Origin of the sequence: Methylobacterium aquaticum, assembly GCF_016804325.1 — a bacterium.
In the GTDB taxonomy this organism is placed as follows: domain Bacteria; phylum Pseudomonadota; class Alphaproteobacteria; order Rhizobiales; family Beijerinckiaceae; genus Methylobacterium; species Methylobacterium aquaticum_C.
In genome coordinates, this window is sequence record NZ_CP043627.1 from 5,706,109 (window position 1) to 5,725,351 (window position 19,243).

The 19,243-nt window shown below is 71.2% G+C and carries 14 protein-coding genes, 2 tRNA genes and 2 pseudogenes; 5 read left to right on the forward strand and 13 right to left on the reverse strand.

Going from position 1 to position 19,243, the window contains the following annotated elements; translation table 11 throughout:
- Position 1: 1 nt before the first annotated feature.
- The 3 genes and pseudogenes from F1D61_RS26210 to F1D61_RS26220 all read right to left on the reverse strand — a co-directional run bounded on the left by F1D61_RS26210 (position 2) and on the right by F1D61_RS26220 (position 4,840).
- Positions 2-3,513 (reverse strand): annotated as a pseudogene (locus tag F1D61_RS26210) (helicase-related protein).
- A gap of 87 nt (positions 3,514-3,600) precedes the next feature.
- The gene (locus F1D61_RS26215; RefSeq protein ID WP_203155064.1) at positions 3,601-3,933 is read right to left on the reverse strand and encodes a hypothetical protein; all 333 of its coding nucleotides are present in this window, start codon (positions 3,931-3,933) and stop codon (positions 3,601-3,603) included.
- Between the two features lie 4 nt (positions 3,934-3,937).
- Positions 3,938-4,840, reverse strand: coding sequence for a DUF3108 domain-containing protein (locus tag F1D61_RS26220; protein WP_203155065.1), 903 nt, complete (start codon positions 4,838-4,840; stop codon positions 3,938-3,940).
- A gap of 288 nt (positions 4,841-5,128) precedes the next feature.
- Between F1D61_RS26220 and rpmB the strand changes: the two genes are divergently transcribed.
- Entirely contained in the window at positions 5,129-5,419 is a 291-nt protein-coding gene (gene rpmB, locus F1D61_RS26225; protein WP_203155066.1) for a 50S ribosomal protein L28, read from the forward strand.
- A 279-nt stretch (positions 5,420-5,698) separates the two neighbouring features.
- On the opposite strand, the gene cobT is transcribed toward rpmB, so the two are convergent.
- The 4 genes from cobT to F1D61_RS26245 form a co-directional block, all read right to left on the reverse strand.
- Positions 5,699-7,600, reverse strand: coding sequence for a cobaltochelatase subunit CobT (cobT, locus tag F1D61_RS26230; RefSeq protein WP_203155067.1), 1,902 nt, complete (start codon positions 7,598-7,600; stop codon positions 5,699-5,701).
- A gap of 7 nt (positions 7,601-7,607) precedes the next feature.
- Complete coding sequence (locus F1D61_RS26235) at positions 7,608-8,102, reverse strand: DUF29 domain-containing protein (protein WP_203155068.1); 495 nt, start codon at positions 8,100-8,102, stop codon at positions 7,608-7,610.
- 16 nt (positions 8,103-8,118) lie between these two features.
- On the reverse strand, positions 8,119-9,102 hold the full coding sequence (gene cobS, locus F1D61_RS26240; RefSeq protein WP_203155069.1) for a cobaltochelatase subunit CobS: 984 nt from the start codon (positions 9,100-9,102) through the stop codon (positions 8,119-8,121).
- A gap of 219 nt (positions 9,103-9,321) precedes the next feature.
- On the reverse strand, positions 9,322-9,948 hold the full coding sequence (locus F1D61_RS26245) for a J domain-containing protein (RefSeq protein WP_203155070.1): 627 nt from the start codon (positions 9,946-9,948) through the stop codon (positions 9,322-9,324).
- A 134-nt stretch (positions 9,949-10,082) separates the two neighbouring features.
- Here F1D61_RS26245 and F1D61_RS26250 point away from each other — a divergent pair, with 134 nt between their 5' ends.
- A complete protein-coding gene (locus F1D61_RS26250) occupies positions 10,083-10,355 on the forward strand; it encodes a BolA family protein (protein ID WP_048452134.1) in 273 nt (90 codons plus the stop codon).
- Here the strand turns inward: F1D61_RS26250 and F1D61_RS26255 are convergent.
- The 4 genes from F1D61_RS26255 to F1D61_RS26270 all read right to left on the reverse strand — a co-directional run bounded on the left by F1D61_RS26255 (position 10,297) and on the right by F1D61_RS26270 (position 13,896).
- On the reverse strand, positions 10,297-11,589 hold the full coding sequence (locus tag F1D61_RS26255) for an MFS transporter (protein WP_203155071.1): 1,293 nt from the start codon (positions 11,587-11,589) through the stop codon (positions 10,297-10,299). The genes F1D61_RS26250 and F1D61_RS26255 overlap by 59 nt on opposite strands.
- Positions 11,590-11,622: 33 nt before the next feature.
- On the reverse strand, positions 11,623-12,789 hold the full coding sequence (locus F1D61_RS26260; RefSeq protein WP_203155072.1) for an acetyl-CoA acetyltransferase: 1,167 nt from the start codon (positions 12,787-12,789) through the stop codon (positions 11,623-11,625).
- 64 nt (positions 12,790-12,853) lie between these two features.
- Complete coding sequence (gene queC / locus F1D61_RS26265) at positions 12,854-13,561, reverse strand: 7-cyano-7-deazaguanine synthase QueC (RefSeq protein ID WP_203155073.1); 708 nt, start codon at positions 13,559-13,561, stop codon at positions 12,854-12,856.
- A 116-nt stretch (positions 13,562-13,677) separates the two neighbouring features.
- Positions 13,678-13,896: a hypothetical protein gene (locus F1D61_RS26270; protein WP_203155074.1), complete on the reverse strand. Its 219-nt coding sequence runs from the start codon at positions 13,894-13,896 to the stop codon at positions 13,678-13,680.
- Positions 13,897-14,121: 225 nt separating this feature from the next.
- On the opposite strand from F1D61_RS26270, the gene rpsT reads away from it, so the two are divergent.
- The 3 genes and pseudogenes from rpsT (at position 14,122) to F1D61_RS26285 (ending at position 18,380) form a co-directional block, all read left to right on the forward strand.
- A complete protein-coding gene (gene rpsT / locus F1D61_RS26275; RefSeq protein WP_203155075.1) occupies positions 14,122-14,397 on the forward strand; it encodes a 30S ribosomal protein S20 in 276 nt (91 codons plus the stop codon).
- A 286-nt stretch (positions 14,398-14,683) separates the two neighbouring features.
- Positions 14,684-16,221 (forward strand): annotated as a pseudogene (locus tag F1D61_RS26280) (YifB family Mg chelatase-like AAA ATPase).
- A 140-nt stretch (positions 16,222-16,361) separates the two neighbouring features.
- Positions 16,362-18,380 (forward strand): ATP-binding protein, encoded by a 2,019-nt coding sequence (locus F1D61_RS26285; protein WP_203155076.1) that lies wholly within the window; start codon positions 16,362-16,364, stop codon positions 18,378-18,380.
- 357 nt (positions 18,381-18,737) lie between these two features.
- Here F1D61_RS26285 and F1D61_RS26290 read toward each other — a convergent pair.
- A tRNA-Pro gene (locus tag F1D61_RS26290) sits at positions 18,738-18,814 on the reverse strand.
- Between the two features lie 89 nt (positions 18,815-18,903).
- A tRNA-Pro gene (locus tag F1D61_RS26295) sits at positions 18,904-18,980 on the reverse strand.
- Positions 18,981-19,243 lie beyond the last annotated feature (263 nt).

Genomic DNA, 19,243 nt, shown 5'->3' on the forward strand with positions numbered 1-19,243 from the left:
CTCAGCGCTTGTCGCCGTCTCGCGACTCCATCTGCGCCTTGAGGGCGAGGAGCTTGGCGAAAGGCGAATCCGGATCCGGGGCGCGGTCGCGCCGGGGCGACCGGGCCTCGTGCATGCCGCCGTTGCGGGGAGCGCCGTCGCGCCGGTCCTGCGGCGGACGACCGCCCTCGCGGCCTCCCGGATGCGGCCCGCGCGGGGGACGCCCGTCGCGGCGGCCCTCGCCACGGTTCTCGCCGCCGCGGCCCTCGAACCGGTTCTCGGGCCGGCCTTCTCCGGCGGGACGCTCGCCGCGGTTCTCGCCCGGGCGCCGGTCACCCCAGCGCTGGCCCTCGCGAGGGCCACGATGAGCCGCGCGCTGCTCCGCCGGCGCACCCTCGCCGCCCTCCGGACGCGGGAAGCCGCCACGGGACCGGCCGTCGCGCTGGCCGCCCTCGCGCTGCTGGCCGTCCTGCGGCCGGCCGCGGCCCTGGTGGCGCGGCGCGTGGTTGCGCTGGTGGCGGTGCATCCGCCACACCTCGATGACGATCGGCTCCGCCGGCTCGGCTGGCGCCTCGGTGGTCTCGCCAGCGGCTTCGACCTCGGTGCCTTCGGCGGTCTCGCCCGACTCGGCCTGCGCGGCAGGCGCAGCCTCGGCGGTCTCAGCCTCGCCCGGGGCCGGCTCCTCGGAGACGGGCGCCTCCACGGCAGCGTCCTCGGAGGCGGCGTCGTAAGCCACACTCTCCTGGATCGGCTCCGCCGGCTCGGCCTGGACCGGCTCCGCGGCAGGCGCCTCGACCTCTTGGGCCTCAACCTCTTGGGCCTCGACCTCTCGCGCCTCGGTCTGTTGGACCTCGGTCTCATGGGCCTCGGTCGCCTCGGCGGAGGTCTCGTCCTGCGCGGTGGCCTCGGCCGGCGCGTCGTCGGAGGCCGCTTCCGCCGTCACGGCCTCGGTCGGCGCCTCGTCACCGGTCGCGGCCTCGCCCGCCTCGGCCGACGCCTCGCCGGTCTCCGCCACCTTCGGCTGCACCGGCACCGTCGGGGCGGCGGGACGCAGGGCGACGGTGATGGCCGGGCCGGGACGACGGTCGACGACGTAGCCGAGCGATTTCAGGATCGAGGAGAAATCCTCGCCCGAGCAGCCGACGAGCGAGGTCATGCCGACGGTCGGCACGAAGCCGTCCTTGTCGGCAGTGCCCGGAGGCGGCTCGCCGGGGGTGGTGCCGGGCACGTAGGCGATCGCCGGACGGATCAGGTCGGCCAGGCGCTCGAGGATGTCGACGCGCACCGCCCGGCCGCCGCAGACCCGGAAGCCGGCGGCGCGGTAGAGGCCCTTGGCGATCTCGGGGTCCACCGGCATCGAGGTCCGGCCCGAGCCGGCGAGATGCGCGATCTCGTCGAGGCCGCGCTGGTCGAGGCCGCCGTTCTGCAGCGCCCAGAGCTGCGCCGCCAGGGTGCGGGGCGCGGGCTTCAGGAGCGCCGGCATGGTGATGTGGTAGGCGCCGAAGCGCACGCCGTGCTTGCGAAGCGCCGCACGGCCCTCCTGGTCGAGGCTGCGCATCTCGGTGAGGACCTTGGCGCGCTCCAGCACGCCGAGCGCCTCCGCGACCTGGAAGCCGATGCCGCGGGCGAGCCCCGTGAGGTCGGCGGCGGTCTCGAGCTCGAGGGCGGGGCCGAGCAGGCGAACGATATGCGCCTTGAGCCAGGCATTCAGCCGGGTCTCGACCTTCTCGCGGGCCGGCCCGCTGAGCTGCTCGTCGGCGAGCAGCCGCAGGCCGGGGGCGTAGAGCTTCTCGCCCGGGACCAGCTTGGCGACCGGGTTGCCGGTCCAGCGGATCGTGCCGTCGTTCGAGAGCACGAGCGCCGCGTCGGCCGCGGCGGCGAACCGGTCGGCCCGCGCCTCGATCTCGCTCGCCAGCGCCTTCTCGGCGGCGCTGCGCAGGGTCTTGGCCTCCTGGCCCTCGGCACCGGGATCCGGCACGAACTGGAATCCGTGCAGGTGGCCGACGTGCTGTCCCTCGACCGTCACGTCGCCGCCCGCGGTGATCTCAGCTTCCAACATGGTATTCTCTCTCAGGCGCCGCATCAGCACGCTGGTGCGCCGATCGACGAATCGACTCGCCAGCCGCTCGTGCAGGGCGTCGGACAGCCTGTCCTCTACCCGACGCGTCTCGCCCTGCCAATGCTCCGGGTCGGCGAGCCAGTCGGGTCTGTTCGCCACGAAGGTCCATGTGCGCACATGCGCGATGCGCTGCGACAGGGCGTCGATGTCGCCGTCGGTGCGGTCGACCATCGCCACATGCTGCGAGAACCAGTCGACCGGGATGCGCCCGGCCATGCCGCGCATCAGGAACCGAAAGAGCTGGGCGATCAGGTCGGCATGGGTCTGGATCGCGGATTTGCGATAGTCCGGCACGCCGCAGACCTGCCACAGCCGCTCGACCGCGCTCTTCGAGGTGGCGTAGTCGCGGATGTCGTCCTCCTTGGCCAGGAGGTCGAGGGCGGCCTCGTCGTCGCCGGTCGGCGCGCGGGTGAGCCCGCGCTCGCTCGGATGCTCGCCGAGGCTGCGGCGCAGCGCGTCGACCGAGCGGAAATCGAGGTCGGGATTGCGCCATTGCAGCATCCGCAGCGGCTCGAAGGTGTGGCCCTCCAGGGCCTCGACCATTTCGGCCTCCATCGGCGGGCAGCGCCCGGTGGTGCCGAAGGTGCCGTCGCGCAGGTGGCGTCCGGCGCGCCCCGCGATCTGCGCCATCTCGGACGGGGAGAGGTCGCGGAAGCGCGTGCCGTCGTATTTGCGGTTCGACGCGAAGGCGACGTGGTCGACGTCGAGGTTGAGGCCCATGCCGACCGCGTCGGTCGCCACCAGGTAATCGACCTCGCCGGACTGGTAGAGCTCGACTTGGGCGTTGCGGGTGCGGGGCGAGAGGGCGCCGAGCACCACCGCGGCGCCGCCGCGCTGGCGCCGCAGCAACTCGGCGATGGCGTAGACCTCCTCGGCCGAGAAGGCCACGATGGCGCTGCGCTGGGGCAGGCGCGAGAGCTTGCGGCTGCCGGCGAAGCTCAGCTGCGACAGCCGCGGCCGCGTCGTGACGTGGATGCCCGGGATCAGCGACTTGACCAGCGGCTCCATCGTGGCCGAGCCGATCAGCAGCGTCTCCTCGCGGCCGCGCTGGTGCAGCAGCCGGTCGGTGAAGGTGTGGCCGCGGTCGCGGTCGGCCCGAGCTGGATCTCGTCGATGCCGACGAAGTCGACGGTGTTGTCCCGCGGCATCGCCTCGGCGGTGCAGATCCAGTAGCTCGGCCGGTTCGGCTTGATCTTCTCCTCGCCGGTGACGAGGGCGACCCGTTCGGGGCCGATCCGCTCGACGACGCGGTGATAGACCTCACGCGCCAGCAGCCGCAGCGGCAGGCCGATCATGCCCGTCGGGTGGCCGAGCATCCGCTCGATGGCGAGGTGGGTCTTGCCGGTATTGGTGGGACCGAGCACCGCCGTGGCGCCGCGCAAGCGGGCCTGCGGTGAGAGGGAGCGGCGCGTCATCGGGTCGGACAGACATCCTCGGGGCGATTACCGGCAGCGGCCGCCGCGCCGTCCCGCACTCCGCGCCGGGATCGTCGTGCGACCCCTTCAGCGCACCGGATCGCGGCCGCGGGGCGGCCGTGGCCCGAGCAGCGGCCTCCCGTCATATGGGGCGGGGGCGTACCGATCGCCATACGGGTCGCCATAAGGAGGCGGCGGCGCCAGGCCGGGCGCGATCACGTCGATGCGGGTGCTCGGCGCCCGGCCCTGCTCGAGGTCGGCGCAGAGGGTGTCCGGCACCGCGACCAGCGGTCCGGGCGGGTTGGTGCCGATCGTCGCCGAGGAATAGGCGTCGCCGCCGCAATCGGGTCCGGTCGAGAGCCCTTGCGCCAGGGCCGGGAGCGGGGCGAGCAGCAGGAGGAGGGGGAGGGCGCGGCGCATGGTCCTAGCGCCCGTCCGCCGGGGGCGGCTCCGGGCTCTGCGCCGCCGCCTGCACGGTCGTGTCCGGAACGCCCTGGCCGCCGTTCTGGGACCACCGCGTCGCCTCGATGATGTTCAGGCCGATCTGGGTGCGCACGGCGATGCGCAGGGGCAGCAGCACCCGCGCACCCTCGACGGGGGCGAGCCACACCGACATCTCGGTGTTGTCCTCCATGAACTTCACCCCCGGCCGGTCCGGCCGGTGGCCGGCGATCGGCTGGTAGCGGGCGTTGCAGACCAGCACCGGGCCGGCATAGCCGGGCTTCTGGATGCTGCGGGTCTCGGCATAGGTCAGCACCACGTTGAACCGGCTCGCGCCGTCGAAGACCGGGATGGTGCGGTTGCAGTTCTGCGGATCGGTGAGGTCGCCGCGCCCTTGGGCGGGCATCATCAGGGCGCTCACCGGATCGATGACGCCGCGCTTGTGGACCTCGCTCACCGTGACTCGCTCGGGATCGGGGACGAGCGGCGGCGCGATGTCGGAAGCGACCACGTTGCCGCGGGCGAGCGCCATCCGCACGGTGATCGAGGCGCTGGCGCTGTGGGAGGCGAGGGCGAAGGCCGCCGGCACCGGCCGGGCCGCCACCGTGCCGCTCGCCCTCCCTGAGCCGTAGCCGCCGGTGATCGCCCCGACGAGGCCGGTGAGGCGGGCGCTGACATCCATGGTGTAGCGCGGGCCCTGCGTCGCGCCGATGACCTGCGCGGTCCCGATCGGCACGCCGGCCAGCGTGATGCCGTAATCGACCGTGACCGTGGTCTCGCCGGCCTTCGGCGCGCGGCCCCGCGCGGCCTGGGCCGGCGTCGCCTCGCCGGCCGGAAGGGCGAGCCCCGCCGTGACGGCGAGCGAGAGGAGGGCCTTGGAACGCATGGGGGAAACCGATCTCGAACGCCGTCGCCCGCCACCGATGAAGCGGGGGGAATCTGGCCCTATCGTGACGCGATCAGGGTTAACGGATCGTCTCGCGGGCGCGCGGGGCGCACGCCGCCGCGAACGGGGCGGCGCAGCCCGAGACCTTGACGAGACCCTGACTCTGCCTCTATAGGCGCGTGCTTTCCAGGGACTTCGCGGGGTCCGGTTCAACCGGGGTGCGCAGCACGCCCGGCTCTCGCGTTGCGCGGTCCCTCGCCGAACGAAGACCAGTTGAGGATATAGACCATGGCGCGTCGCTGCGAGCTCACCGGTAAGGGGGTGCTCACCGGCCACCTCGTGAGCCACTCGAACCACAAGACCAAGCGTCGGTTCCTGCCGAACCTGTGCAACGTCACCCTGCTGTCCGACACGCTCGGCCGCTCGGTGCGCCTGCGCATCTCGGCCAACGCCCTGCGCTCGGTCGAGCACCGCGGCGGCCTCGACGCGTTCCTGGTCAAGGCCGGCGAGACCGACCTGTCGCAGAACGCCCGCCTGCTGAAGCGCGAGATCGAGAAGAAGCTCGCCGAGGCGGCCTGATTCTTTTCACGAAGGAGGCGCCCGGCGCCTCCTTCGTCAGGACGATCGCCAAAAACCCCCGGATGCGCTGCGGCGCCCGGGGGTTTTTCGTGTTGGACGCATGGTAGTCGATGACATCATTCATCCTACCTGCGACCTCATCCTGAGGTGCGAGCGTATGCGAGCCTCGAAGGAGGGCTCCAGAAGTCTTGGCGATTCCTGGAGCCCTCCTTCGAGGTCAGTCGATTCGCAATCGACTGACACCTCAGGATGAGGTCGTGAGTGGGAGAGGACGAAGACCTATCGCCGCCCGCCCGCCGCCATCCGGCGCCTCGGCGCGGGACCGGCATCCTCCTCGAACAGCTCGGCCAGCTTCTCGGTCATCACGCCGCCGAGTTCCTCGGCATCGATGATGGTCACGGCCCGGCGGTAGTAGCGGGTCACGTCGTGGCCGATGCCGATGGCGAGCAGCTCCACCGGGGAGCGGGTTTCGATCTCGTCGATGACGTAGCGCAGGTGGCGCTCCAGGTAGTTGCCCGGATTGACCGAGAGGGTCGAATCGTCGACCGGGGCGCCGTCGGAGATCACCATCAGGATGCGGCGCTGCTCGGGCCGGCCGAGCAGGCGCTTGTGGGCCCAGTCCAGGGCCTCGCCGTCGATGTTCTCCTTGAGCAGGCCCTCGCGCATCATCAGGCCGAGATTCTTGCGCGCCCGGCGCCACGGCGCGTCCGCCGACTTGTAGACGATGTGGCGCAGGTCGTTGAGCCGCCCCGGGGTCGGCGGCTTGCCCGATTGCAGCCAGGCCTCGCGCGACTGGCCGCCCTTCCAGGCCCGCGTCGTGAAGCCCAGGATTTCGACCTTGACGCCGCAGCGCTCCAGCGTGCGGGCCAGGATGTCGGCGCAGGTGGCCGCCACGGTGATCGGCCGGCCGCGCATCGAGCCCGAATTGTCGAGCAGCAGGGTGACGACCGTATCGCGGAAGTTGGTGTCCTTCTCGTGCTTGAACGAGAGCGGTTGGAACGGGTCGATCACGACGCGCATCAGGCGGGCCGGATCGAGCTGGCCTTCCTCGAGGTCGAATTCCCAAGCGCGGTTCTGCTGCGCCAGGAGACGCCGCTGGAGACGGTTGGCGAGGCGCCCGACCACGCCCTGGAGATGGGCGAGCTGCTTGTCGAGGTAGGAGCGCAGGCGCGCCAGCTCGTCGGCGTCGCACAGGTCCTCGGCGTGGACGACCTCGTCGTATTTCTGGGAAAACACCTTGTAGTCCGGGCCGCGCGGCTCGTTGGCCCGCGGGCCCGGCGGGCGCCACGATTCGGAGGCCTCTTCGGAGTCGGCGTCCTCGGCATCCTCCGGCAACTCGCCGGACGGCGCGTCGGCGGCCTCGGTGGCACCTTCCTCGATCTCGTCGGAGGCCTCGTCCGAGACCTCCATCTCGGCCCGGTCGCCCTGGCTCTGCTGCTCGGCCTCGCCCTCGCCGGCCTGCTGCTCGTCGGATTCGGCCTCGTTCTCGTCGTCGTTCTCCTCGTCGTCGGGATCGAGGGGGGCCTCGTCCGCCATGTCGAGGGAGGAGAGCAGGTCGCGCACCGAGCGGGCGAAGGCGCGCTGGTCCTCGAGGTTGCCCATCAGCCCGTCGAGGTTGCGCCCGGCGCGATCCTCGATGAACTCGCGCCACAGCCCGACGATGCGCTGCGCGGCCGGGGGCGGGGCCTGGCCGGTCAGGCGCTCGCGCACCATCAGGGCGACCGCATCCTCCATCGGCGCGTCGGCCCGGTCGGTGATCTCCTCGTACTTGCCGCCCCGATGGTAGCGGTCCTCCAGCATCGCCGTGAGGTTGCCGGCCACGCCCGCCATGCGGCGCGAGCCGATCGCCTCGACCCGGGCCTGCTCGACCGCGTCGAAGACCGCGCGGGCGGCGGCGTTCTCGGGGGCGAGGCGGCGGTGGACGGCGTTGTCGTGGCAGGCGAGGCGAAGCGCCATCGAATCGGCGTGGCCGCGCAGGATCGCGACGTCGCCGGGGGAGAGCTTGCGCGGCGGCTCGGGCAGCCGGGCCTTGTCGCCGGTCAGCGCCGGCCGGTCGGTCGCGAAGGTGACCTCGATCTCGGCCTTGCGGGCGATGGCCCGCAGCGTCCCGGCCACCGAGCGCTTCAGCGGCTCGGCGACGGACTCGCGCTTCTCGCCGGGCTTGCGGTTGGAGATGGACATGGCGCGGCTACTTCTTCAGCGAGTCGAAGTCGAAGGGACGGTCCAGGAGATCGTCCCAGGTGTAGGGGCAGGCCTTCGGGAAGTCGTCGGGTTCGAGATGGGTCTCATCCGCGGCCCATAGTCGGGCTTCCTCATAGGCATCGGCGAGCGTCGCTTCCCGGTGCGGCTTGAGGCCGGGATTGTCGCGCAGCAACCGACGATAGCGCCGCCGCTGCTCGGCGATCGAGAAAATCCAGCTTGCCGTCCGGTGCTCGGGCTGCTGGTCCCACTTCAGCATGTGCATCACGAGGACGCGCAAGGTGCTGTGGAGCCGGGAGAGCTGGCTCTTGCCCAAATCCTCCAGCTCCTCGGCTACGTGCTCCGCGTCGACCTCGTCGAAGCGGCGCGCCCGAATCAGCGCCACCTGCTCCTGCACCCAGGAGAAATAGTCCCGCTCGTAGGACGCCCGGCCCTCGACCGCGTCGGTGCCGTCGCGCCGGTGATCGAGGGTCGGGTCATCCATCGGGGTTGCTCCCGGTTCAGCTCAGTGCGACGTTCACCGCGCTCTCGGGCAGCTCCTTGCCGAAGGAGCGCTGGTAGAACTCGGCCACCAGCGCGCGCTCCAGCTCGTCGCACTTGTTGAGGAAGGTCACCCGGAAGGCGAAGCCGATATCGTTGAAGATGTCGGCATTCTCGGCCCAGGTGATCACCGTGCGCGGGCTCATCACGGTCGACAGGTCGCCGTTGATGAAGGCGTTGCGGGTGAGGTCGGCGACGCGCACCATCTTGTTGACGATGTCGCGCCCGCCCTCGCCGCGGTAATGCGGCGCCTTGGACAGCACGATGTCGACCTCGCGGTCGTGCGGCAGGTAGTTGAGCGTGGTGACGATCGACCAGCGGTCCATCTGGCCCTGGTTGATCTGCTGGGTGCCGTGATACAGGCCCGACGTGTCGCCGAGGCCGACCGTGTTGGCGGTGGCGAACAGGCGGAAGCCGGGATGCGGGCGGATCACCCGCTTCTGGTCGAGGAGCGTCAGGCGGCCCGACACTTCGAGCACGCGCTGGATCACGAACATCACGTCCGGCCGGCCGGCATCGTACTCGTCGAAGACCAGCGCGACGTTGTTCTGCAGCGCCCAGGGCAGGATGCCGTCCTGGAAGGCGGTGACCTGCTTGCCCTCCTGGAGCACGATCGCGTCCTTGCCGACGAGGTCGATGCGCGAGACGTGGCTGTCGAGGTTGATGCGCACGCAGGGCCAGTTCAGCCGCGCGGCGACCTGCTCCACGTGGGTCGACTTGCCGGTGCCGTGATAGCCGGTGATCATCACCCGGCGGTTGCGGGCGAAGCCCGCGAGGATCGCCAGCGTGGTCTCGCGGTCGAACAGGTAGTCGGGATCGAGATCCGGCACGTGCTCGTCGGTGGCCGAGAAGGCCGGCACCTCGAGGTTCGAATCGATCCCGAACACCTTGCGCACCGAGACGGTCGTGTCCGGGAGAGCGGGTGGCGTCTTCTCAGCAAGCATACGGAGCCTCGTCGGGGCAGGCCGCCCGTCCTCGGGCGATCCTGCGGATGTCGCGACGGCGCGGGAGAGTCCGGCGGGCGCCGCATGTCATTAGTCTGCGGGGGGAGCCGGCGCAAACGTGCCTGACCCGGATATATGGGGCAGGCGCCCACTTTCGAGCCCCTTTCGCGACGGATCAGGGATGCGAGATCCGTGCCCGGCGCGGGAGCGGCACCGGCCTCAGCACAGGCCGGCGCCCCGCAGGGTGTCGTGGGCCTTGATGATGTCGCGCAGGCGATCCTCGAACGAGCGGTCGCCGCCATTGGCATCGGGGTGGAAGCGCTTCACCAGCGCCTTGTACTGGGCCTTGATGGCGGCCTGGTCGGCGCCCTCGTCGAGGCCGAGCACGTCGAGCGCCTTGCGTACCGGGGCCGAGTAGCGCGGCGGCGGCGGCTCCGCCCGGGCGCGGCGCGACGCGGCCGGGCCGGCGCCCTCGCCGCGCAGGATGCCGAGCGGGTCGACGTAGTCCCAGTCGCGCGGGGCCGCGTCGGGCTTCGGGCCGGTTTTCCCGCCGGGATTGACGCCCATCGCCCAGGTCGGGCGATGCCCGATCACCGCGTCCTTCTGGTAGGCCTGGACGGCGGCGTCGTTCATCCCGTCGAAGTAATTGTACGAGGCGTTATACTCGCGCACGTGTTGCATGCAGAAGCGCCAGTACTGGCCCTCCTGCTTGCGCCCCTTGGGCGCCTTGTGCAGCCCGGGCTGGGTGCAGCCCGGCCGGTCGCAGGCCGGACCCTCGGCCTTCTTCGGCTCGTCGCACGAGGGCCGGATGCGGATGCGGTCGAACAGGGGCGAGTTCAGATCCATGACGGGGCGATTATGAGGGGCGGCGGGGCGGGCACAAGGCCTGCGGGCCTGATGCCGCAGGCGGAACCGGACGGCTTGACGGGTGGGGCCCGCTCCGGTCACTCGATCCGAAGCAGGTTAAGGACGGGTGCGCGATGAGTCTGGGCGACTGGATCAGGACGACGCTGGAGGAGCGCCTGGCGCCGACGGCGCTGAGCGTCGTCGACGAGTCACACCAGCATGCCGGTCATTCCGGCTGGCGCGAAGGGGGGGAAACTCACTTCCGTCTCGATGTGGTGTCGGCGGCCTTCGAGGGAAAGAGCCGGGTGGAGCGTCACCGCATGGTGAATGCGCTCCTCGACGACGCGTTCAAGCGCGGCCTGCACGCCCTGGCGCTGCGGGCGCGGACGCCGGGGGAGGCGGGGTAGGGGCGGGCGCTCCTCGACCGGGATCGGCAGGTGCGACCTGCCCGAATACCGGCTCCCGCGGGGCGAAGGCATACACCACCGTCGCCGCCAGCAGCGCCAGCCCGTAGGCCAGGAACAGCCGGCCGTACAGCGCATCCGGCTCGAGCCCACCGGTCCCCAGCACGAACAGGGCCGACAGGCCCTGGATCGCCGCCGCGCCGCCCATGAAGACGATGTTCATGAAGGCGACGCCGCGCCCGAGCAGGTGGGCGGGGAAGAAAAGCCGGGCATGGGCCATCAGGATGCCGTAGCTCAGGCCCGCCGCGCCGGTCAGCGCCAGGAGCGCGACGGCCAACGCCGTCGAGCCGCCGCCGAACAGGCCGAGCCCTGAGAGCGCCAGCCCGGTGACGAGGCAACCGGCAAGGGCCGTGCGCTTCGGATCGCGCACCAGCCGCTCCAGCGGCCCGTAGCCGATGGCGCCGGCCGCCATGGCGGCGCTCATCGCCAGGGTGCCGTTGCCGCGCTGGAGCGCGTCGAGGCCGTGGACGCTGCCGAGATACGACCCGACCCAGAGCGAGCGCGTCGCGATCACGACCGCGTAGCTGACGAAGACGACGGGGAAGACCGGCCACAGGGCCCGCATCCGGGCGACCTCGCCAAAGCCGCGCCAGACCGAGGTCGTTGCCGGACCCTTGTGCGGATCGGCGAGTTGCGGCGGATCCTCGATCAGCCACAGGACCAGCCCGGCCGCCGCCAGGGTGACGAGGGCCAGCCCGAACAGGATCGTGCGCCAGCCGAAGGCATGGCTCGCCCACGCCAAGGGCGTGGAACCGAGAAGGTCGCCCGAGGTGCCGAGCCCGATCATCAGCGAGGACAGCATGGCGAAGCGCTCGGGCGGATAGGACCGGCCGAACAGGTACATCCCGCCCATCAGGGCCGGCGCGCAGCCGAGCCCGATCAGCGCCATCGCGGCGGCGGCGCCGGCAAAACCATGCGCCAGGCCGAGCAGCCCCGCCCCGAAGGCCGCCAGCACCAGGAAGCCCGCCACCGTGCGCCGCGGCCCGATCCGGTCGAGGAGGAGCCCGGTCGGCACCTGGCCGGCCGCGAAGGCCAGGAACCAGCCCGCCGAGAGCAACGCCAGGTCGGACGGCCCGAGGCCGAGCTCGGGCCCGAGATCCGGCGCGACCATCGCCAGGAAGCCACGATCGAACTGGCTGATCGTGTAGGCGAGCAGCAGGACCAGGAAGGCCGACATCGTTACGCCGTCATGATCCTGCGCTCCTCGATCCTACTTGATGCGCTCGAGCACGCTGACGTAGTTCGCCACGGCCACACCGCCCATGTTGAACACGCCGGCGAGCGTCGCGTCCGGAATCTGCATCCCGCCGGCCTCGCCGACGAGCTGCATCGCCGAGAGGGCGTGCATCGACACGCCGGTGGCGCCGATCGGGTGGCCCTTGGCCTTCAGCCCGCCGGACGGGTTGACCGGCAGCTTGCCCTCCTTGGCGGTCCAGCCCTCGCGGATCGCGTCGGCGCCGCGCCCCTCCTTGGTCAGGCCCATCGCCTCGTACTCGATGAGTTCCGCGACCGTGAAGCAGTCGTGGGTCTCGACCAGCGACAGGTCGTCGAGGGTGATGCCGGCCTGGCCGAGCGCCCGGGCCCAGGCGGTGGCGGCGCCCTCGAACTTCAGCACGTCGCGCTTCGACATCGGCAGGAAGTCCTGCGCATGCGCCGTGGCCCGGAAGGCGACGGCGCGGCGCATCCGCAAAGCCGTCTCGGTATCGGCCAGCACGATCGCCGCGGCACCGTCGGAGACCAGCGAGCAATCGGTGCGCTTGAGCGGGCCGGCGACGAAGGGGTTTTTGTCCGACTCGGTGCGGCAGAACTCGAAGCCGAGATCCTTGCGCATCTGCGCGTAGGGGTTCTGGACGCCGTTCCGGTGGTTCTTGGCGGCGATCATCGCGAGTGCGTCGGACTGGTCGCCGTGGCGCTGGAAATAGGCGCCGGCGATGTTGCCGAACACGCCGGCGAAGCCCGCCGGGTTGTCGCCGTCCTCCGGCAGGTAGGAGGCCTTCAGCAGGGTGCGGCCGATCTCCGCGCCGGGCGTGCGGGTCATCTGCTCGACGCCGACCACCAGCACCACCCGGGCACGCTTGGCCTCGATGGTCTTGATGCCCTGGTGTACCGCCGCCGAGCCGGTGGCGCAGGCATTCTCCACCCGGGTCGCCGGCTTGAAGCGAAACCCGTCATCGGCCTGGAGCACCAGGGAGGCGGTGAAGTCCTGCGGGGTGAAGCCGGCATTGTAGTGGCCGAGCACGATCTCGTCGACGTCCTGCGGGCCGATCCCCGCATGGGCCAGCGCCTCGTTGGTCACCCGGACGATCAGGCTCTCGACGGTCTCGGCGTCGTGCTTGCCGAAGGGCGTGTGGCTCCAGCCGACGATGCAGGCGGTCATGCGTCTCTCCTCCCATATTTGCGGCGCACTCTGCGCGAACGGGAGGGCAGGCCGCAAGCGCGCGTCACGCATCCTCGGCGCGGAACCGCGCATAGCCGGCAGCCCGCAACGCGCAGGCCGGGCAGGTGCCGCAGCCATGGCCCCAAGGGTGCAGCGCCCCGCGCTCGCCGAGGTAGCAGGTATGGCTCTCGCGCACGATGAGATCGACCAGGGCCTCGCCGCCGAGGTCGCGGGCGAGCCGCCAGGTCTCGGCCTTGTCGATCCACATCAGGGGCGTGTGCAGCACGAAGCGGCGCTCCATGCCGAGGTTGAGCGCGACTTGCAGCGCCTTGATCGTGTCGTCGCGGCAATCGGGGTAGCCCGAGAAATCCGTCTCGCACATGCCGCCGACGACGTGGCGCAATCCCCGGCGATAGGCGAGGGCGGCCGCGAAGGTGAGGAAGACGAGGTTGCGGCCCGGCACGAAGGTATTGGGCAGGCCGCCCGCCTCCATGGCGATGGCGGTCTCCCGGGTCAGCGCCGTCTCGGAGACCTCGCCGAGGGCCGCGAGGGACAAGGTATGATCCTCGCCGAGGCGCCCGGCGAAGGCCGGCACGATCCGGGTCATCTCGGCGCGCAGGGAGGCCCGACAGTCCAGCTCGATCCGGTGGCGCTGGCCGTAATCGAAGCCGAGGGTCTCGACATGGGCGAAGCGGTCGAGGGCCCAGGCGAGGCAGGTGGCGGAATCCTGCCCACCGGAGAACAGGACCAGGGCGCCGTCGGGGGACGTCATGCGGGCTCCAGTGATACGGGCTCGATGCGAAAGGGGCGGCCCCGCTGCCGGAGCCGCCCCCTTATAATCCGGAGGTGCGGGAGCGGCCTACCGCCCCGCGCGCACCGCCCGTGTGCTCACTGACCCTGCTGGGCCTGGCTCGCCTTCTTGTTGGCGTTGTGGTGGCCGACGGCGCAACCGGCCGCGGCGCCGGCCTTGCCGTGGCCGACCACCTTGCCGGCGAGCCCGCCGACGATCGCGCCCTTGATGCAGCCCTTGGCCTCGGCCTGGTGCGGGATCGCTACGCCTGCCACGGCGAGCAGGCCGGCAGCGAGGAGGGAAGCGGAACGGATCATGGGAATCTCCCGTGTCTGTGTGGGAACCTCAACCATTGAGCGGGCAGAGTGTTCCGGGCCTCGGAAGCCCGCCATTGACGATCCGCCCGGTCGCGTCTATAGACCGCGGCTCGCGGACCTGCGGGCTTTCGCCCGGCGGGTTGCCCGTGCTTCCATGCCCTGACACGCGACGCCACGATCCCGCCGGGATCGCTCGGGCCTCGCTTTTACGAATGAGGAACGCCGATGGCCAACACCGTGTCGGCCAAGAAGATGACCCGCAAGATTGCCAAGCGTACGGCAGTCAACCGCTCGCGCCGCAGCCGCATGCGCACCTTCATCCGCAAGGTCGAGGAGGCGATCGAGGCCGGCAATCATGGCGACGCCATGACCGCCCTGCGCAGCGCCGAGCCCGAGATCATGCGCGCGTCCCAGAAGGGGATCGTGCACAAGAACACCGCGTCGCGGAAGGTCTCGCGCCTCGCCGCCCGCGTGAAGGGCCTCCAGGCCGCCCAGGCGTAATGCGCCGTCCCCGAGGACCGGCGCTGTCACGGCGCCAGCGGTCCACGGGATGAGAGGAAATGGCCCGGCCCCGTGCCGGGCTTTTTCGTGTCTGGACCAGCGCCCGATCGCTGCTTCGGGTTTTGAATCTGCCGCATTTTCTGTCGACGAACCGGTCGCTGCGGCGTCGGAAAACGCTGCGACGGTCTTTTTCGCCACTGGGATGCAGTGTTGCGGTTCCGGGTTGTGCCGGGGCGGTCCGCGAACTAACGTAGCGGTAGATCGCCAGCCCGAAGGCCTCCTCCGCATGGTCACCCGCGTCGCCACCGTCGCCTTCGAGGGGATCGAGGCGCGCGCCGTCGACGTGCAGGTGCAGATCACCCCCGGCGCCGTCGCCTTCACGGTGGTCGGGCTGCCCGACAAGGCGGTGGCGGAATCCCGGGAGCGGGTGCGCTCGGCGCTGATCGCCTCCGGCCTCGCCCTGCCGGCCAAGCGCATCACCGTCAACCTCGCCCCCGCCGACCTGCCGAAGGAAGGCTCGCACTACGACCTGCCGATCGCGCTCGGCATGATGTGCGCCATCGGCGCCCTGCCGGCGGACGCGCTGTCGGGCTATTGCGTGCTTGGCGAACTGGCGCTTGACGGCAGCCTCACGGCGGTGGCCGGCGTCCTGCCGGCCGCGATGGCGGCGAATGCAAGGGGCCTCGGGCTGATCTGCCCGGCGGCGAGCGGCCCGGAGGCCGCCTGGGCCGCCGGCGACATGGACGTGCTGGCGCCGCGCTCGCTGATCCAGCTCGCCAACCACTTCAAGGGCACGCAGGTCATGGCCCGCCCGGTGCCGGCGGTGGCCGCCGCCGCCGGAGCGCTGCCGGACCTGCGCGAGATCAAGGGCCAGGAGGGCGCCAAGCGGGCGCTCGAGATCGCGGCGGCGGGCGCCCACAATCTCCTGATGAACGGCCCGCCCGGGGCCGGCAAGTCGATGCTGGCCGCCCGGCTGCCCTCGATCCTGCCGCCGCTCGGCCCCGCGAGCTGCTCGAAGTCTCGATGATCCAGTCGGTCGCGGGCACGCTGAAGGACGGCGCGCTGTCGAACCGCCGGCCGTTCCGGGCGCCGCACCATTCCGCCTCGATGGCGGCGCTCGTCGGCGGCGGCATCGGCGCCCGGCCCGGCGAGGTGTCGCTCGCCCATGGCGGCGTGCTCTTCCTCGACGAATTGCCGGAATTCAACGGCCAGGTGCTCGATTCCCTGCGCCAGCCGCTCGAGACCGGCAACGTGATGATCGCCCGGGCCAACCACCGCGTGACCTACCCGGCCCGGTTCCAGCTCGTCGCCGCGATGAACCCCTGCCGCTGCGGCCAGGCGACGGAGCCGGGCTTCGCCTGCCGGCGCGGGCCCAACGAGCGCTGCGTCGCGCAGTACCAGGCCCGGCTCTCCGGCCCGCTCCTCGACCGCATCGACCTCCAGATCGAGGTGCCGGCCGTCACCGCCGCCGACCTGATCCTCCCGCCGCCGGACGAGGGCTCGGCGGAAGCCGCCGCCCGGGTCGCCGCGGCGCGCCTCCTGCAGGAGCGGCGCTACGCCGAGGCCGGCCAGCCCTCCGGCACCACCAACGCCTCCTGCCCGGCGACCCTGATCGAGACGGCGGCTCAACCCGATCCGGAGGGGATGGCGCTGATCCGCGACGCGGCCGACGCCATGCGGCTCTCCGCCCGCGGCTTCCACCGCGTGCTGCGCGTCGCCCGGACGCTCGCCGACCTCGACGGCGAAGCGCAGGTGCGCCGCCTCCACCTGGCCGAGGCCCTGTCCTATCGCAGCCGTTCGGACCGGCGCCCGGCGGCAGCGTGACGAGCAACGGTCACCAAACCGTCACCGCCGATCGGCGGATTTGCACGATCGACCAAAGGTCTCGCTAAGCGACTTTCCCCACTCATCTTTCAGCTCCAGCCGCCATCCTCGACCCTCGACATGGCGCAGGAGGATGCGGAATGGTGTGGCTCTGCGTGGCGATCGGATTCCTGGCCGTTCTCGCCTGGGTGACGGCGCGATGGAGCCGCCTGGGCCGAAGCCGGCGCGAGGGCGAGGTCGAGCGCCTGCACGATCTCGTCTGGCGCACCTCCGAGAGCGAGCAGCGTTACCGCACCCTGGTCGAGGCGCAGATCGAGCTCGTCGTCCAGCGTAATGCCGAGGGCCGCATCACCTTCGCCAACCAGGGCTTCGCCGCGCTGCTCGGCACCACGCCCGAGGCACTGCTCGGCACGAGCCGGGAGGCCGAGGTGGTCGAGCGGGGCGAGCTGCGCCAGCGCCCCGACGGGGCCCGGCTCGTCGATCTCGCCATCCTGCCGGCCGATGGCGGGCCCTTGCGCTGGTTCGCCTTCGTGGAGACCATGACCGCCGGGCGCGACGGGCGGCCCGAGGTGCTGCGGGCGGGCCGCGACGTCACCGAGCGGGTCGAAGCGGCCCGCTCCCTCGAGGAGGCGCGCAGCCGGGCCGAGGCCGCGAGCGTGGCGAAATCCCGCTTCATCGCCAGCGTCAGCCACGAATTCCGCACGCCGCTCAACGGCATCATGGGCATGGCCGACCTGATGCTCGACACGCCGCTCAACCCCGAGCAGCGCACCTATGCCGAGGCGGTGAAGACCTCGGGCGAGGCGCTGCTGTCGCTCATCGACGGCATCCTCGACTTCTCGAAGATCGAGGCTGGCCGCCTCGACCTGGCCGCCGAACCGTTCGACCCGGCCTCCCTGGTCGAGAGCATCGTGGAGTTGCTGGCGCCCCGCGCCCAGGACAAGGGCCTCGAAATCGCCGCCGACGTCGAGGCGCTGCCGGCCCAGCTGATCGGCGACGCCGACCGGGTGCGCCAGATCCTGATCAACCTCGCCGGCAACGCGGTGAAGTTTACGGAGTCCGGCGGCGTCGGCATCACGGCGGCCTGGGACGAGACCGGATTCACGGTCGCCGTCCACGATACCGGTCCGGGCATCCCCGAGGAACGTCTGCCGCTCCTGTTCCAGGAATTCGAGCAGGGCGACGGCAGCGCCAGCCGGCGGCACGAGGGCACCGGCCTCGGCCTCGCCATCACCCGGCGCCTCGTCGACCGCATGGGCGGCCGGCTCGACGTCACGTCGCGGCCCGGGGAGGGGAGCTGCTTCCGGGTCCATCTCCCGTTGCGTCCGGTCCCCGGCCGCGCCCGGCCGCAGACCCCTAGCCTCGCCGGACGGCGCGTCCTGGTGGTGGCGGCGGCCGCGTTCGAGGCGCCCTATATCGCCCGCCGCCTCGGTCGGGCCGGCGCCGAGGCCGTCATGGTCGAAACGGCCGACGAAGCCGCCGCGATCCTGCGCACGGACGGATTCGATGCGGTCATCGCCGACCGGGCACTGGGAGATTCCGCCGTGCGCGGGATCGCCGCCGCGGCGCGGCAGGCGGAGGTGGGTCGCAGCATCGTGCTGCTGTCGCCGTTCGACCGGCGCGATTTCGGCTCCCCGGCGGCAGCCGGATTCGACCGCTATCTCATCAAGCCCGTGCGCCTCACCTCGCTCCTCGCGCGCCTCGCCGAGCCGGCGCCGCCGCCCACCCTGGTTCCGCGCGCGCAGGAAGGCACCCTGCGGCCATCGTCGCGACGGCCGCGGGTGCTGCTGGCCGAGGACAACCCGATCAACGCGCTGCTCGCCACCAAGGCCCTCGAGCGCCTCGGTGCCGTCGTGCTCTGGGCCAGGGACGGTGCGGAGGCCGTCGCACGGCTTCAGGAGGCAGCGTGTGCCGGACCCCGGTTCGACCTCGCCCTCGTCGATATCCGCATGCCGATCCTCGACGGGCTCGAAGCGGCACGGCAGGTGCGCGCCCATGAATCCATGCACCACCTGCCGCGGCTGCGCCTCGTGGCGCTCACCGCGAACGTCCAGGCCGAGGATCAGGCCGCGGCGCTTGCTGCCGGCTTCGACGGCTTCCTGTCGAAGCCTCTCGACCTCAAGGCCTTGCCGCCCCTCCTGGAAGCGCGGGCGGCGTGACTTGCGCCGGAGATGCGGCAGCTCCGTCGATCAATCGATATCCCGGAGCCGCGAAGGGGAGCTCCGGGGATCGGTAATTGTCGGCTGGTCGATGCGCGACCACATGCGGATGGCCTGAGCCGACGGCTCGAACTCACGGGCAAGATCGGTCGGGGCCGCGTCCAGCGCGGACCAGCGCGACCATCTGGCGGCGGAACTCCGCCGGGTAAGGGGGGTGGGTTCACGGCATGGCAAACACACCTCACGCGAAAGCGCTCTTGGTGTCCACCGATCCGGGGAAGTCCGACACTGAACCCTGTCCGCAACCTGTGCCAGAGCCATAATATTCTCGGGAAGACACATCCCCAAAGGGGAGAATGGTCGGAGTGGCAGGATTTGAACCTGCGACCCCCACGTCCCGAACGTGGTGCGCTACCAGACTGCGCTACACTCCGACGCGCCCGAAGGCACTTGTATCAGCACATCGTCCATCTTTGCAGATGCTCGATGGTCTCGGGAAGACTTGGCGCTCCGTAAAGAGCGTTGGTCGGAGTGGCAGGATTTGAACCTGCGACCCCCACGTCCCGAACGTGGTGCGCTACCAGACTGCGCTACACTCCGAACCGCCGGCCGTGGCCGACGACCGGGCTTATAGCCAGGGCATCCGGGGTCCGCAAGGCCGTTCGTGCCGGATGGCCGAGTTTCTTGAGCCGGCGAGTTTCCCGAGCCGGCATGGCAGCCGGTCCGCTCCGCGAAGCGACGGCGTTCGGGGCCGGGCAAGGGCGTGGGTAAGGGCGAAAGGACGAGCGGGCGTCCTCGGCGACGACCGACGGCGAGAGTAGGCCTTGCACGATTCGCTCTTGCCCCCCATTGTCCCGCATCGA